Origin of the sequence: Synechococcus sp. CCY9202, assembly GCF_034931685.1 — a bacterium.
GTDB lineage: Bacteria > Cyanobacteriota > Cyanobacteriia > PCC-6307 > Cyanobiaceae > CBW1002.
This window is the reverse complement of record NZ_JAYGID010000073.1, coordinates 22,091-37,045: the sequence shown is the minus strand read 5'-3', so window position 1 is coordinate 37,045 and position 14,955 is coordinate 22,091. Positions and strand designations below refer to the sequence as shown.

14 protein-coding genes are annotated in these 14,955 nt (G+C 66.4%); 8 read left to right on the top strand and 6 right to left on the bottom strand.

Going from position 1 to position 14,955, the window contains the following annotated elements:
- Positions 1–16 precede the first annotated feature (16 nt).
- The 3 genes from VB777_RS10475 to VB777_RS10465 are packed head-to-tail and all read left to right on the top strand — an operon-like array spanning position 17 to position 3,311.
- Entirely contained in the window at positions 17–718 is a 702-nt protein-coding gene (locus tag VB777_RS10475) for a hypothetical protein (protein ID WP_197170491.1), read from the top strand.
- The gene (locus VB777_RS10470; protein ID WP_323248783.1) at positions 715–1,458 is read left to right on the top strand and encodes a DUF2764 family protein; all 744 of its coding nucleotides are present in this window, start codon (positions 715–717) and stop codon (positions 1,456–1,458) included. Before VB777_RS10475 ends, VB777_RS10470 begins: the two co-directional genes overlap by 4 nt.
- A complete protein-coding gene (locus tag VB777_RS10465; protein ID WP_323248781.1) occupies positions 1,455–3,311 on the top strand; it encodes a V-type ATP synthase subunit A in 1,857 nt (618 codons plus the stop codon). Before VB777_RS10470 ends, VB777_RS10465 begins: the two co-directional genes overlap by 4 nt.
- 52 nt (positions 3,312–3,363) lie before the next feature.
- Here the strand turns inward: VB777_RS10465 and VB777_RS10460 are convergent, their stop codons facing one another.
- From VB777_RS10460 to VB777_RS10450, 3 genes are all read right to left on the bottom strand, one after another.
- Positions 3,364–4,056, bottom strand: a complete 693-nt coding sequence (locus VB777_RS10460; RefSeq protein WP_323248779.1) for a hypothetical protein — start codon at positions 4,054–4,056, stop codon at positions 3,364–3,366.
- 352 nt (positions 4,057–4,408) lie between these two features.
- The gene (locus tag VB777_RS10455) at positions 4,409–5,530 is read right to left on the bottom strand and encodes a mechanosensitive ion channel family protein (RefSeq protein ID WP_323248777.1); all 1,122 of its coding nucleotides are present in this window, start codon (positions 5,528–5,530) and stop codon (positions 4,409–4,411) included.
- A 129-nt stretch (positions 5,531–5,659) separates the two neighbouring features.
- The gene (locus tag VB777_RS10450; RefSeq protein WP_231597973.1) at positions 5,660–7,306 is read right to left on the bottom strand and encodes a mechanosensitive ion channel family protein; all 1,647 of its coding nucleotides are present in this window, start codon (positions 7,304–7,306) and stop codon (positions 5,660–5,662) included.
- Between the two features lie 425 nt (positions 7,307–7,731).
- Between VB777_RS10450 and VB777_RS10445 the strand changes: the two genes are divergently transcribed.
- Together VB777_RS10445 and stpA are read left to right on the top strand one after the other, a co-directional pair.
- On the top strand, positions 7,732–7,917 hold the full coding sequence (locus tag VB777_RS10445) for a hypothetical protein (RefSeq protein WP_197156544.1): 186 nt from the start codon (positions 7,732–7,734) through the stop codon (positions 7,915–7,917).
- A 45-nt stretch (positions 7,918–7,962) separates the two neighbouring features.
- The gene (gene stpA / locus VB777_RS10440; RefSeq protein WP_323248775.1) at positions 7,963–9,333 is read left to right on the top strand and encodes a glucosylglycerol 3-phosphatase; all 1,371 of its coding nucleotides are present in this window, start codon (positions 7,963–7,965) and stop codon (positions 9,331–9,333) included.
- On the opposite strand, the gene VB777_RS10435 is transcribed toward stpA, so the two are convergent.
- Positions 9,272–10,711 (bottom strand): cytochrome P450, encoded by a 1,440-nt coding sequence (locus VB777_RS10435; RefSeq protein WP_323248773.1) that lies wholly within the window; start codon positions 10,709–10,711, stop codon positions 9,272–9,274. The genes stpA and VB777_RS10435 overlap by 62 nt on opposite strands.
- Positions 10,712–10,798: 87 nt before the next feature.
- Positions 10,799–11,041, bottom strand: a complete 243-nt coding sequence (locus tag VB777_RS10430) for a hypothetical protein (protein WP_197170495.1) — start codon at positions 11,039–11,041, stop codon at positions 10,799–10,801.
- A gap of 76 nt (positions 11,042–11,117) precedes the next feature.
- Between VB777_RS10430 and VB777_RS10425 the strand changes: the two genes are divergently transcribed.
- The 3 genes from VB777_RS10425 to VB777_RS10415 all read left to right on the top strand — a co-directional run bounded on the left by VB777_RS10425 (position 11,118) and on the right by VB777_RS10415 (position 14,126).
- Positions 11,118–12,122, top strand: coding sequence for an alpha/beta hydrolase (locus VB777_RS10425; protein ID WP_323248771.1), 1,005 nt, complete (start codon positions 11,118–11,120; stop codon positions 12,120–12,122).
- Positions 12,119–13,624 (top strand): 1-acyl-sn-glycerol-3-phosphate acyltransferase, encoded by a 1,506-nt coding sequence (locus VB777_RS10420; RefSeq protein ID WP_323248769.1) that lies wholly within the window; start codon positions 12,119–12,121, stop codon positions 13,622–13,624. Before VB777_RS10425 ends, VB777_RS10420 begins: the two co-directional genes overlap by 4 nt.
- A 109-nt stretch (positions 13,625–13,733) precedes the next feature.
- Entirely contained in the window at positions 13,734–14,126 is a 393-nt protein-coding gene (locus tag VB777_RS10415; protein ID WP_197156556.1) for an MAPEG family protein, read from the top strand.
- A gap of 33 nt (positions 14,127–14,159) precedes the next feature.
- Here VB777_RS10415 and VB777_RS10410 read toward each other — a convergent pair whose 3' ends face one another.
- Positions 14,160–14,888 carry a DUF3598 family protein gene (locus VB777_RS10410; RefSeq protein ID WP_197156557.1) on the bottom strand — a complete coding sequence of 243 codons (729 nt, stop codon included), beginning with the start codon at positions 14,886–14,888 and terminating at the stop codon, positions 14,160–14,162.
- Between the last annotated feature and the right edge of the window lie 67 nt (positions 14,889–14,955).

The window sequence follows — 14,955 nt, the reverse complement described above, 5'->3', positions numbered from 1 at the left end:
TCTGTTCTGGAGTGCGATGCCCAAGTTCCGAACCAAACGTGAAGACACCCCGGCCCAGGTCGCTGCGGGGGTTGAGGAGCTGATCTCCCGTCTGCGGGATCAGGGTGTGGCCGCCGGCAGGAGCCAGGCCGATCAACTGGTGGCCGATGCCCGAACCGATGCCCAGCATCTGCTGGATCAGGCCCGCCAGCAGGCCGACCAGATCGTGCAGCAGGCCCGTCATCAGGCGGAAACCCTGGAAAACTCCGGCAAGCAGGCCCTGACGCTGGCCCTGCGGGATGCGGTGCTGGAGCTGAAGTCGCAATTGATGGAGCGGTTCCGGGGCGAAGTGCGCCAGCTGGTGGGAGAGGAGCAGCAGAAGCAGGAAATCCTCGAAAAGATGATCCTGGAGGTGGTGGGTCGTGTACGGGGCGAGGCCGACCGCTCCGAGCAGCCTGAAGTGATCCTGCCCCGCCACATCGCCGGCCTCGAGGAACTCAGCCAGAATCCCCAGGAGCTCGAAAACGGCGTGCTCACCCGGTTCGTGCAGCTCGTGTCCCGGGGGATCCTGCGCGAGGGGGTCAGCTTCGGCGTCGCCTCCGACCACCAGCAGGGGCTGCGACTGCGGCTGGTGGATCGCGATGTGATGCTCGACATCAGTGATGCGGCCGTGGCCGAGGCCATCCTTCAGCATCTGCAACCTCGCTTCCGGGCGCTGCTGGAGGGTGTCGTGAAATGAGCCCCCGCTACACGGCGCTGATGGCCAGCCTGCCACCCCTGGGAGGTCTGTTGGAGGCGCGGGCACCGGCGATTTCGATGCTGAAACTCGAGAGCCGCCTCACCTTGCTGCACCCCGAGGACAAACGCACCCTGGACCTGATGGTGGGTTTTCTCTCCCAGTCGGTGCAGGATGACGACAGCCTGGCTGCTCCGGTGGACGCCCGTCTGCTGGAGTCGGCGAATCAGTTCTTCAAGGAGGTGTCGAACCCCACCCTGCGCCAGCTGGTGGCCCAGCGTCTCGACCTGCGCACGATCATCGCGGCCCTGCGCCGGCGCCACCGCGGCGAAAGCGAGCCCCCCACGGGTCCCGCCTGGGGCTTTGGTCCCTGGGTGAACACGATCGAGCGGCGCTGGAAGGAGCCGGCCTTCGGTCTTGAGGCGGTCTTCCCCTGGATCCCCAACGTGAGCCACCTGCTCGAATCGGGAGATCTGGTGACGCTGGAACGCTCGTTGTTCGGAGTGATCTGGAAGGATCTTGACCGTCTTGGTTTCGGTCACCACTTCGACCTCGAGGCCGTGGTTGTGTACGTCGCCCGCTGGGCGCTGGTCGATCGCTGGTCCCATTACGACGCCCGGTTGGCCGTGACGCGCTTCGGCGATCTCGTCAGTACCTCGCTGGCGGGCATCACCAACGGCTCCCAGGCTCCGCCCCCCCCTCGATCCGCTCCCGCCACCCAACCCGCCGCTGCCAGCCGATGACCGAAGCCAGCTTCAACATCGCCCGCGTGGTCGCCGTGCAGGACGACCTGGTGACGATCGCCATGGCCGATACCAATCCGCGACCGATCCTCAAAAATGAGGTGATCTACATCCTCCCGGGCCGCAAGGACGGCAACCGGCAGGAACGCCTCAAGGCCGAGGTTCTGAGGGTGCACGGCACCACCGCCGATGCCCAGGTGTACGAAAGCACCAAGGGAGTGGGCGTGGGAGATCCCGTCGAACAGTCGGGCGAACTGCTGTCGGTCACCCTCGGGCCGGGTCTGCTGAGCCAGGTGTACGACGGCCTGCAGAATCCCCTCGCCGGGCTGGCTGCCGGGTATGGCACGTTCCTGCCCCGGGGAGCCGTGGTGCCGCCCCTGGATACCGAGCGGAAATGGTCGTTTCAGCCCACCGCCAGGATGGGCCAGCGGCTCAGGGCCGGTGATGTGATCGGCACGGTGCAGGAAGGCCGCTTCACCCACAAGATCATGGTGCCCTTCGCCGAGCCTGGAGAGGTCACGCTCGACTGGATTCAGCAGGGCAGCTTCACCATCGACACCGCGGTGGCCCGCATCCGCGATGCCCAGGGCAACAGCCGCTCCCTCACCCTCACCCAGGAATGGCCGGTGCGGCAACCCCTGCCCCAGAACCTGCTGGAGAGGCGGCTGTGTGAGCGGCTCTATCCGGAGGAGCCGATGATCACCACCCAGCGGATCGTCGACACGTTTCTGCCGATCGCGCGCGGGGGAACCGGTTGCATCCCGGGGCCCTTCGGCGCAGGCAAGACCGTGCTGCAGAACATGATCTCGCGCCACTCCGACGTGGACGTGGTGATCGTGGTGGCCTGCGGCGAACGGGCCGGCGAGGTGGTGGAAACGATCACCGAATTTCCCAAACTGATCGACCCGAAAACGGGGGGATCACTGATGGATCGCACGATCATCATCTGCAACACCTCCTCGATGCCCGTGGCGGCCCGGGAGGCTTCGATCTACACCGGGCTCACCCTGGGTGAGTACTACCGCCAGATGGGTTTCAACGTGCTGCTGATCGCCGATTCCACCTCCCGCTGGGCCCAGGCGATGCGCGAAACCTCCGGCCGGCTTGAGGAGATCCCCGGAGAGGAGGCCTTTCCGGCCTATCTCGACTCCTCGATCAAGAGTGTCTACGAAAGGGCCGGCATCATCCGCACCAACGACGGCAGCGTCGGCAGCCTCACCATGATCGGCACCGTGTCACCAGCCGGCGGCAACTTCGAGGAGCCGGTCACCCAATCCACCCTCAGCACCGTGAAGGCCTTCCTGGGACTGAGTGCGGATCGGGCCTACAAGCGTTTCTATCCCGCGGTCGACATCCAGATGTCCTGGTCGCGTTACTTCGGCCAGCTCGAAGGGTGGTTCGCCAAGCATGTCGCCCCCGACTGGGTGAAGCGGGTGCAGGCGATGACTGACCTGTTGCGCCGCGGTGATGCGGTGAACCAGATGATTCAGGTGACCGGCGAGGAGGGCGTCACAATCGAAGACTTCATTCTGTATCAGAAGTCCCTGTTTCTCGACATGGTGTACCTCCAGCAGGATTCCTTCGACGAGGTGGATGCCAGCTGCTCGATCGAGCGCCAGAAAACCTGCTTCGATCTGGTCTGCGGGCTGGTGGACCAGACTTATCACTTCAACGACAAGAAGGCCGTTCGTGATTTCTTCACCCGCCTGACCGGTCTGTTCAAGAACCTCAACTATGCACCCACCAACTCGCCCACTTACACAGGCTTTCTGCAACAGATCCAGACTCTCGCCACCACCCAGGCTCATCCGCCTGGCATCGCCAAGACGACGGAACCGGTGTCCAGCCGCTGAGCTGAGCTGAGCAGACCAGGCGAGAGCTGAGCGGTGCAGATCCGTGGGGGTCTCAGACCAGGGAGGCCGCATCCTGTCCAGCGTCGCTGCCCGTCATCAGGCCGGTGAGATCGGTGGTCCCGAACACCTGCCGGTAGGCGGCAGTGCTGATGCAGGCCACCACGGGAATGGCCACGAAAAGGCCCACAACACAGGCCATCAAGCCGAGCAGCATCACGGCAAATTCCGCCAGGCCCAGCAGCAGCACCTGGCCCCATTGCGGGTCAACCACAGCGCGGCCCCGCTGGATCGCGCTGATCGGGCCAAGTCCCTCCAGCAGGCTCACCTGGGCCAGGAACTTCTGATTGATCACCACATAGATCAGCACCAGCAGGGCCACGAGCAAGGGCAGGACTGCCAGCAACTGGCTCAGCTGCGCCACTCCGAAGGCCAGGCCGGCGGCCACGAGGAGCATCAACCCCACCAGGACGCCGAGCACCAACCCGTTGCGAAACAGCCGGATCATGGCCGCCCCATCCCAGCGCACGAAGGTCGCGAAGCTGGGTTGACCACCTTCAAGAGCGCTCCAGGATCCCCGCACCAGGGCAACGCTCCCCCAGAGACTAACGATCACACCGGCCACAGCCCCCAGCAGCGCCACCAACGCCATCGGCCCGCTGATTGGCAGTCCCTCTGCATTGGTACCCAGCCGCTGAATGCCACTGAAAATCGCATTCACCACCGTGAGCAGCAGGGAGAACCCCACGAAGACCCAGGGGGCCCGGCTGAAGGCCGCCCAGCCTTGCCTGACCGCTTCGAAAACATCAAGTTGAGCCGGAGCAGGCGGAGAACTCTCGAACATGGAGGCGAGTCCCTGTGAAACAGCGGGTGAGCCCACAGTAGGGAAAGACATTCCGGCGCGCCATGACGATGTCGTCCCTACACGGAGGGACGTGGTGGTTCCAGGCCTTAGTCGCCGGTCATTGAGACCATGAAAGCCACGGTGTTCGGATCACATTCGACCGGCGAATCATTAGCGAGCTCTTGCCCATGGCTAAGATCTTGGATTTGCTTTACTTGACTGAAAGGCAGCCATGGACATAGCGAAGCTCCAATAATCAAGTCTTGGCTGAAATGACTTGAGGAGAGTTTGCGGAGGACCCTGTTGAAGGCATTGCAGGGGGTGTTGAGCCCCCTTCGAGGAAGAGGGTCTGCGTTGGGTAAGCAAAGGCGATGGCTTCATCGAGGAATTTCTCCATAATCTGATAATTCACTTCTTGCTGAACATTCAGAGCCAGGACGTAATCACCACCTGGGACAAAATACACAAATTCAAATTCGAGAGCGCTGTCTGCAAACCGCACGAAATGACAGCGATCGAACTCAGCCGGCGGCACCTGCTCGACCACCTGCTGCAACAGCGCAGGAATGCGGCGCACTTTCTCCAGTGAGGTCTGGTATTCAACACCGATGTGATGCACCAGCCGGCGGCGGGGCAGATCGCCGAAGTTGCGGATCGTCTGGCTGAGCAGATCTTCGTTGCTGATCACGATGCGCTCGCCATCGAGGCTGCGCAGACTCGATGAACGGATTCCCACTCTCTCCACCGAGGCCCAGTGCCCGCCGAACTGAATCACCTGCCCGATTTCGAAGGGTTGATCCAGCAGGATCGTGAGATAGTTAATGAAGTTCGACACTGGCCCCTTCAGGGCCAGGCCGATACCGATGCCGGCACCCGCCAGGGAGGCATAGATCGCGCCCATTTCCACGCCCTGGTTCTGGAGGAATACCAGTCCCCCGAGCAACCAGAACAAGGTGCGGATCATCGGGGCCAGACTCTGCAGAGTGGCGATCTGCCTGTCCTTGCCGAACCGGCGCAGCGAGCGATCCAACAGCAGCAACAGACTGCTGTTCACCAAGCGCACCACCAGCACGATGGCAACCAACTGGAAGGCCCCCTCCACGACCCGGTCGAGCCAGGCACCGGCGGCCAGGGCCTGCAGCTCAGACACCAGGCTCTGCCACCCCCAGACCGCCACCCCCAGATAGGCCAGCGGCGTGATCGTGCTCAACACCAGGCTGGCCAGCAGATCGTCGGTGCGGCTGCTGGTTCGCCCGACCAGCCGCATCACCCAGCGCTTGAGCAGACGCGACGCCAGCCAGACCACGAAAGCGCCAAGGGCCATGCCGCCCAGGGTGCTGAGAATGGCCAAGGCGGCGGTGTTGTTGATTCCTCCCATCGGCATCCGTTGATCCTGCGGCACATTCGGTGCACCCTATGCAGAGATCGACGCCTGCGTGGCTGAACCCTGAGCCATGCTGCAGCACACAGATCCAGCGAGGCGGCCCCCAGGTAGACGTGCAGGGAATCAGCCGGGCGGCATCCCCTTGGTGGAGACATCGGCTCCAACCTGTGGGCCTGGAAGCCCTCCCAACAGAGCACGACTGAGTTCCGTCGGCAGCTGCAGCTGCAGCGCACCCTCGCTGAGATGGAGGGTGCGCTGGGGGAAGGGGATCGTGATGCCGTATTGCCGCATAACGGCTTCGATGCGGTAGTTCAGGGCACTGATGATTTCATACTGACGGAGTGGCTGGTTGATCCAGATCAGCAGATGGAAGTTGAGAGCGTTGTCGCCGAAGCCCTGGAAGAACACCTGCGGTTCCGGTTCCTTGAGGATGCCGTCCACATCTGCGCAGGCTTCGCACAGGGCCTGGGTCACCTGTTGCGGATCACTGCCGTAGGCCACCCCCAGAGGCACCTGCAGGCGGGAGGTGGTGGAGCCGTGACTCCAGTTCACCACCCGGGATTCGAGGAACTCGGAATTGGGCACAATGATGGCAATCCGATCCAGGGTGAGCACCTCCGTGCTGCGCAGATTCACCCGCTGCACGGTGCCCTGCAGATCACCGATCTCCACGAAATCCCCCACCCGGATCGGCTGCTCGAAGATGATCACCAGACCGCTCACGAAATTCTTGGTGATGCCCTGCAGACCGAGGCCCACGCCCACGCCCAGGACACCCGCGAACAGAGTGAGAGAGGACAGATCCAGGCCCCAGAGCTGCAGCAGCACCAGGGTGCCGATGAACAGCAGGCCATAGCGCACCACAAAGGCCACCGCCTCCTGGGCTCCCACGTTGATGCCCGTGTATCGCAGGACCCGACTGCGTAACAGCCCCTGCAGGACCCCAACCAGGCGGGTGAGCAGCACAAACAGACCCAGCAACACCACGACATCCAGGACGGAGTAGCTGTTTTCTCCCAAGGGAAGAAACGGTGAGGCGAGGCTGTCGCTCAGGGCGGTGGCGACCCGATAGAAGCCGATCCGGGCGCTGGGAAACGGCTGAGCCGCCAGGGCGATCGCAGAGATCCACAGACCGATCTTCAGCGCCAGCATCCCGCTGCGCAGCAGAAAGCGCAGACCTTGAACGCGCATGGGGCGCGCCGGATCGATCGCAGCCGGCTCGAAATACCTTTGCGCCAGGTTCCGGCCCAGCCACCCCAGAGCGCGCTGACCCAGCCAGGCAAGCAGCAGCAGAGCTGCGGCCAGCAGGAGACTGCGGCGAACGTGATCCGGATGGCGCTCCCGGCGGCCCTGCTCGATCGCCTTCTCCAGCTCCGCCTTCCAGCGCTGGGCCTGGGCAAAGGGGTCGAGCCCATCGGGGGCATCGCGCCGGGTCACGGTGATCAGCACCTGCCCGTCGAGGGCGAGCACGGGAAGGTTGTTGTGCTCCCGCACCGTGATCTGCACGGGGCGACGGGAGAGCACGGCCTGCTGGAGGATGCGGTTGACCGGCTCCACCCGTTGTTCGGCACTGAACTCATTCGATGACCAGACGCCGAACAGGGGACGGCCGTCCAGCTCCACCTGCTCGGGCCCCGCAGCTTGCGAGGCGGCCTTGGTGAGCGATCCCGCGGATCCCTTCTCTGCCGGTACTGCGGCCTGGGGAATCACGGGCCCGAGCGGTGTCGCGCCTGCCCCCTGAAGCAGTCCCGCCCCGACCGTGATCGCCAACCACGCCGCAAGGACGATGGGGAACAGCAACCGAGGCAGTCGCTGACGGCCTCTCGGGGACCGTCTATGGCGGTGGCGTCCTTGAGGGGGGAGACGGTTTGGGGTCATGCCGCTCTCTCCAGAAGGCCGGTGCCTGAGGCTGACGCGAGGCCACGAATCTCGTGCCAACTTCCCACCCCCGCAGACCCCGCCAAATCGAAACTAAATATTAAGAGCCCAGGCCAGAACTGGGTTGGATGGGACAACCTTGGACGTGTCACAGTCCGCAGCCTGCTGGATCGGTGAAGCCGGGCCAGTCGGGCCTTCAGCCGGACCGCGTCACTTGTTCTCCGCAACAGGTCCCCATGGACATCCCGCCGCCCTCCCTCCAACCGAGCATGTCGGTTGCATGTCCTGTGGCCCCTGCGAGCGCATCCAAGCTGCAGATGTCCACCCTGCGCACCCGCTCCAGGCTGACCGCCCTGCGGGAACGGCTGGAGGTGCTGCATGCTCAGCTGGCCGAGCAGGTGGAACTCCTGCCGATCGGCAATGAGAGCTGGATCGAGACCGAGCGCGAGCTCCGGGCTGCGGAATCAGCCATGGCGCAGCTGCATGGCAGGCGATGGATCTGAGCAGGGGCAGTCTGATGATGCCCCAAGACATTTCACCCATGGCCCTTGGCGATCTCCCAGCTCAGCAGCGCCCATTTCAGTGGTGACCATGACCGTCTGCTGGAGGGGCTGAGCCAGGGGAGAAGGATTGGCTCCACAGGGGCCGGAGCAGTCCGGTCCCGATTGTCACGGCCGCTGTTGCTGATCCAGGATCTCGATGGGGTCTGCATGCCCCTGGTGCGTGATCCCCTGCAGCGCCGGGTTGATCCGGCCTACCTGCGGGCCTGCAAGGCGATGCAGGGGAGCTTCGCCGTGCTGACCAACGGCGAGCACGGCGGCCGCCGCGGCATGAATCCCATCGTCGAAGCGGCCGTGGGCGATGCCGAGGCGGTGCGCCGCGAGGGCCTCTACCTGCCGGGTCTGGCCGGCGGTGGTGTGCAGATCCAGGATTGCCACGGCCGGATCGAGCATCCCGGCGTGAGCGATGCCGAACTCAGCTTTCTCGAACATGTGCCGATCCGGCTGCGCGAGGACCTGACCACCGTGCTGGCAGGGCCGTCCTTCGGTCTGCGGGGCGACGAACTGGAGGCACTGGTGCAGACCGCCGTGCTCGACAACCAGGTCTCCCCCACCCTGAACATCAATACCCTCTTCCCCTATTTCGGGGCAGAACCGGAGCTGTGGGGCCGGCTGCAACAGGCCATGGCCGGCCTGATGGAGGGGCTGCTCGATCAGGCGGCGGCAGCCGGGCTGGAGGGGTCGTTCTTTGTGCACCTCGCCCCCAACCTCGGCAGAAGCGGCGACCGCGAGCTGCTCAGGCCCGGCCATGCGGGCGATGCCGGCACAACTGATTTCCAGTTCATGCTGAGCGGTGCCGTCAAGGAGGCGGGCGTGCTGGTGCTGCTCAATCAGCACGTGCACCGCAGCACCGGTCGCCATCCCCTCGGGGCCGACTTCACCGTGCGCACGGCACCACGCCGCCATGAAGATCTGCTGCGGCTGGCGCAGGAGCGCTTCGATCCGGCCACGCTGCCGCAGCTGGTGGGCGTCGGCGACACGGTGACCTCCCAGCCGATCAAGCCCGGTTCAAACGAACGGCTGCGGGGCGGCAGTGACCGGGGCTTCCTGCGGCTGGTTCAGGATCTCGGCCGCCAGTTCAGCACCGACAACCTGGTGCTCTTCGTCGACAGCAGCCGCGGCGAGGTGCGCCGGCCCGGTCTGGGGGATGGCCTGCAGGAGGGCACCCCTGGGGCTGAGCCCCCCTGGGAAGCGGTGGAGGGGATCAGCGATCCCGCCGATCCGCTGCGACTCCAGTACCTCTTCGCCGGCGGCCATCGCCAGTACACCGCCTGGTTCGCCGGGCTGGCCGCGGCCCTCAACCCTGGGAGTGGGGCGATCCCGTCCGACGCAGACGCACCGGCGACGCCCCCGACGTGAGGCCCCGCCGCACCGGGTGGGCGGCATGGGTGGCGTCCAGTTCGAGGCTGGCGCGGCTGAGAATGCGGCTGAGCACCACCTTCATCTCGTACTGGGCGAACGCCATGCCGATGCAGCGCCGGCTGCCGCCACCGAACGGGAGGAATTCGTAGGGGCTGTAGCTGGTCTCGAGGAAGCGCTCGGGCCTGAAGGTCTCGGGATCGGGATAGACGGCCGGGCGACGGTGAGCCAGATAGATCGAGCCGATCACGAGCGTGTCCGGTTCCAGGCGCTGGCCTGCCAGGGTGACGGGACGGCGCACAACCCGCGGAAACGTGAGCATGCCCACCGGGTAGATGCGTAGGGTCTCGTTGCAGACCGCCGCCAGATAGGGAAGAGACAACACGGCCGTGGGGTCGGCGGCAGCATCAACTCCAGCCAGCTCCTGCTGCAGGCGCAGACGCAGCTCCGGCCTGCGATGCAGCCAGTAGAGCGCCCAGGTGAGGGCGGTGGCGGTGGTTTCGTGGCCAGCCACCAACAGGGTCATCAGCTCATCCCGCAGCTCCTGGTCCGTCATCGGCTGCCCCTGCTCATCCCGTGCCGCCAGCAGCAGCGACAGGATGTCGCTCGAAACCTCAAACGCCTCGGGTTGCCGGCGGCGCCGCTCGATCTCGTCATTGATCAGGGCATCGATCGCGGCACGCCGGCGCACAAAGCCGCCCCAGGGGCTGAGCGGCCCCAGATCAAGCCGCAGCAGCGGGAAGTAGAGGAGGCTCACACTCGCCGGACTGCTCATCTGATCCAGCAGGGCGACCAGCAGCCGCTCCAGCTCCCGGTAGCGCTCCCCCTCCGCCAGCCCGAAGACGGTGGAGAGGATCACGCGCATGGAGATCACCTGCATCGCCTTCTGGGCGGAGAAGGTCGTTCCGACAGGCCAGCCATCGATCACCGCATCGCTGATCTGCGCGATCGTCTGCCCATAGGAACGCATCCGCTCCCCGTGGAAGGGAGGCATCAGCAATCTGCGCATGCGGCGATGTCGGTCGCCGCTGATGCCGATCACCGACTCGGTGCCGAGGAAGGGTTCGAACAGGGCGTTGAGGTCCCCGGGGGCATCGAACGGATCGCCGTCATCCTGATTGAGCAGCGTGCGCAGATCCTCCGGCGCGCTGAGCATCACCAGCGGCCTTCCGCCCCCTCCCAGCCGTGCCGTGAAGGCATCGCCGTAACGGCTGGCGGCTCGCCGCATGAAACGGAAGGGTGAGCGGATCCAGCCGAACGTCTGCAACACCCAGGGGGAACGCGGGCCGGCCGGCAGCGCGGAGCTGGGCAGGGTCCGAGTCTTCGACTTGGTCTGAGGCTGACCCTGGGCCTGGGTCTCAGTCTTGGTCTGGGGCAAGGTGGTCGAAGGGGAAACGACGGGACGCCACGGGGCGTGGTGGCGATGGATGCACTCCGGCCTTGAGGGCGGCGGGCTGGCCTGCGTTCAGTCGCGCCCGCTGGAGGGAAGCCGGCTGACCTGCTGAGCGCGGGCCTCGGGATCGCCCAGCAGAACCAGACCCGCCTGATGGACCCGAACGATGCCGTGGGCCATCAGCAGCGCCGCCGCCAGGCAGCCCACCAGGCTGAGCAGCGCCACCAGATCCAGGCCGGGAGCAGGATCCCCATCCCGTCCCCCGCTGCCAACGCTGTCCAGCGGCTGGGGTTGCCCGGGTGCTCCGACGGGCATGGCCTGAGGGGCGGAGGACCCCCGCATTGTTGGCGGATGTCACCGCTGACGAAGATTTTCTTAGCACGTCGTACCCATGCAGCGTCAGCCCATCGGCTGCACCCTGGGGACGCCCCCTTCTCCCGCCAGACGGATGCCCCAGCCATCCCGCCCCGCGTCCGGGCACCCCACCTCAGGACAGCCCGCTGAGTGGAGCGGCGCGGTGTGTCGGCAGGAAGGCTGGTGGACCGCCACCACCAGCCTGGCACCTGCGGGTCTGCGGCTCTACCGGCAGCGCTGGAGCGGTGCGGAGCCGCCCCGGGCGGCGATGGTGCTGGTGCACGGCATCGGAGGTCACAGCGGTCTGTTCACAGACCTGGCCGAGGAGCTGGTGGGCTGGGGTCTGGAGGTGTTCGCCTTTGATCTGCCGGGCCATGGCCGTTCGGACGGTCCCAGGGGGATGGTGCGGTCCTGGAGCGATTACCGCGACTGTCTGGATCAGTTCCTCGCCAGCGAGGTGACCGCAGCCCGCCCGGACCTGGCCTGTCTGCTGCTGGGTCACAGCCTCGGAGGGACCCTCGTGCTGGATGCGGTGCTGGATCCGGATGAGGCCAGCACCCGGCTCATCGGGGCGGTGGTCTCGAATCCTGCCGTCGGAGAAACAGGAGCAGCTTCCTGGCGCCTGCTGTGCGCCCGCCTCCTCTCACGGATCTGGCCCTCCTTCACCCTGTCCACGGGCTTCCCCCTCAAGCTGGCCTGCCGCGATCCGATCCGCCTCGAGGCCTACCGCCGCGACCCCTACCGGCACACCCTCTGCTCAGCGCGGCTGGCCACCGAATTTCTGGCGGTGGCTGGGCGATTGCAGACGGAGGCGCCCCGGATCACCCTGCCGCTGCTCCTGCTGCAGAGCGGCGCCGATGGCGTCACCCCGCCGGCGGCAGCGGAACGGTTCTTCGCCGGGCTGCCGGAAGCGACCAGCACCTGGCGGTTCTACCCAGCCAGCTTCCACGAACTCTTTGACGATCTGGACCGCCAGGAGGTGCTGGCTGACCTGCGGAGCTGGATCGAGGCCCTGCTGGCGGTGCCGGCCGGATCGCCGTGACCCCCATGCACGGACAAAACGGCCAGGGCCTGGAACCGATCCCGCCCCGCCTGAGCATGGCGATGGTGCGACTGCTGCATGGCCTGCTGCCGCTGCTGTTGCGCTTCCGCTGGTTCGTGTGGCTGCCGGCGCGGATCGAAGGGCTGGAGCTGGTGGAGGGGGAGCATCTGGTGGAGGCCTTCCAGCGCTTTCAGGCCGGAAACCTGCGCTTGATCCTGGCGTTCCGCCATGGGGAAGTGGATGATCCCCTCGCCGCCCTGTGGCTGTTCTCCCGCGGGGTGCCGGCCCTGGCCCGCCGACACGGGGTGCGCCTGCATCTGCCGTTGCATGCCCAGTTCCTCTACGACCGCGGCATGCCGCTCTGGGGCGGACGCGGCCTCGCCTGGGTGCTCTCCCGCCTGGGGGGAGTGTCGCTGCGGCGCGGCCGGCGCCCCGACTGGACGGCCCTGCGCACCAGTCGCCGCCTGGTGCTGGAGGGAGCCTGTCCCTTTGCGGTGGCTCCGGAGGGGGCCACCAACGGCCACGGCGAGCAGCTGGGCCCCCTGGAGAACGGTGTGGCCCAGCTGGGGTTGTGGTGTGTGCAGGACCTGGACCGTGCCGGCCGCAGCGAAGCCGTGTGGATCGTGCCGATCAGCCCGCAGTACCGCTACCGCCGCCGGAACTGGGGAGCACTGGAGCAGCTGCTGGAGCGGCTGGAAGGGCTGGTGGGTCTGACAAGCGATCGGGCCGGCACGATGCCAGAGGCTGAAGCGCCGGAGAGCGCCGCCATCCAGGACAACGGGGCCATCACAGAAACGGCGTTGCGGCTCTACCCGCGGCTGCTGGCGATCGGGGATGTGCTGATCGAGCAGCTGGAGCGGTTTTACGAACGCCTCGCCCCGCAACTCAAGCTGGGGTCCCCAGCACCTGCCCCCCGGCAGACTGCCGCCCAGGGGAGGGGGTCGGATGCGCCCGGCCGGGGTGAGCGGATCCGGGCACTGCTCGATCGGGCCCTGGCGGTGGCGGAGAACCGCCTCGGTCTCAGCGGCGGCGGCACCCCCGAAGAACGGTGCCGCCGGCTGGAGGAAGAGGGCTGGCGGCGCCAGTTCCGCGAAGACCTGCCGCCCCGCTGCGCTCTGGCCCCCCTGGATCGCGCCCTGGCCGATTGGCTCGCCCGTGATGCGGCCATGGCCCTGGTGCACATGCGACTGGCGGAGGGCCTGGTGGCGGTGTCCGGCGATTACGTGGCACGCCGCCCCAGCTTCGAGCGCTTCGCCGAAACATCCCTCTTGCTCCACGACGCTCTGGAGAGGCTGCAGGGGGCGCGGCTGCCGCGCCGGCCTGGGCTCGGGCCTCGGCAGGTGCGGCTCAAGGTGGCCGAACCGATCCAGCTGCGGCCGGAGGGCCCGCCGCCGGCTCAGGCCACCGCACCGGATGGGCCAGACACGGCCGGACGACCTCGGCAGCAGACCCAGGCCATCACCGCCCGCATCCAGGCAGCCTTCGAGCAGGCATGGATCTGAATCATTCCAGACCCATCGTTCAAGCCCTAAGGATGGGTGGTGGTAGTGGCTGGATCCGGCTGGCCATGAGACGATCCGCTTTGACCCAGGCCCCTGCCGCCCCATTCCGATGAGCCTGCCGCCCCTGCCTGCTCTGGTCACGATCCTGGCCCTGGTGCTGTACCAGGCCACGGCCCTGCTGGTGGGCCGGGCGCGGGTCCAGCATCAGGTCAAGCCCCCCGCCACCACAGGACCCGAACAATTCGAGCGCGCCCTGCGGGTCCAGCAGAACACCCTGGAGCAGCTGGTGTTCTTCCTGCCCACCTTCTGGATGGCGGTGACCCTCAACCAGGCCGGCGTGGCCTGCGCCCTTGGCTTCGTGTGGATCGGCGCGCGGATCGCCTATGCGGTGGGCTACATGCAGGCGCCGGACAAGCGTGGCCCCGGCTTCGGCATCGCCTTTCTGGTCAGCGTGGCCCTGCTGGTGATGGCCTTCGTGGGCGTGGTGGCCAAGCTGGGTTGAAGGCCCGGTTGAACCACCGCGATCGCCACGGGATCAAGGTTGCGGTTCTGGAGCCCTGCAATTGATCGACTCAAGCAGGCCATAACGATCGTGACGCCGCTCGATGCGAGCGCCATGGCTGGCCCAGGCCGGCTGCCACTGCAGGGCCACCAGCTGGGGCTGATCCGGCTGACGTTGCAGCGGGATATCGATCAGCACATCCGCTTCCGGCTGCCAGCGGAGCAGCGAAACACCGTTGGCCTGCCACACGGTGGTGGGAGGCGGCAGACGAAGTGGAGCTGGTGGAACCGGATCCTGGCGGCCCGGGCGCCCTTCGTTCACGTAGACCAGGCTGGAGAGGCCCTCGGCGGCGAGCTCGATCACAACCCTGCGGCGACGCTCGCCCAGCACCACACACAGTTCACTCACCCAGGTCCAGGGGCCGATCCGGCTCGGGCCCAGGCTCCAGTGGCCATCGGCAGCGATCTGCATCTCCGAGGGCGGCTCTCGGAAGCGCATCGTGCGGACCGCACCGGTGCTGCCATTCGTGAGGGCCGCCTCGATCTCAGGGATGTCCTGATCCTCGGTTCCGGTGATCAGTTCCTGCACCTCCAGATGGCTGGCAAAGCGGTCGAGCTCGTGGCCCTGGCCGTCGAGTCGGATGAAGGTGCCCTGCCAGAGGCCGGCGTTGTGCTGGAGCAGGGTGGTGCGCCGCTGACTGCCACGCGGCAATGCAAGTCCCGGGTCGGGGCGAACGGTCAGAGGCGGCGCGTTGGTGGTCATGGGCATGGAGTGGAGCCGAAGGGCTGCCGTGAAGGGACCATGGGAGGGTTGTGAGCCTCCAGGACGG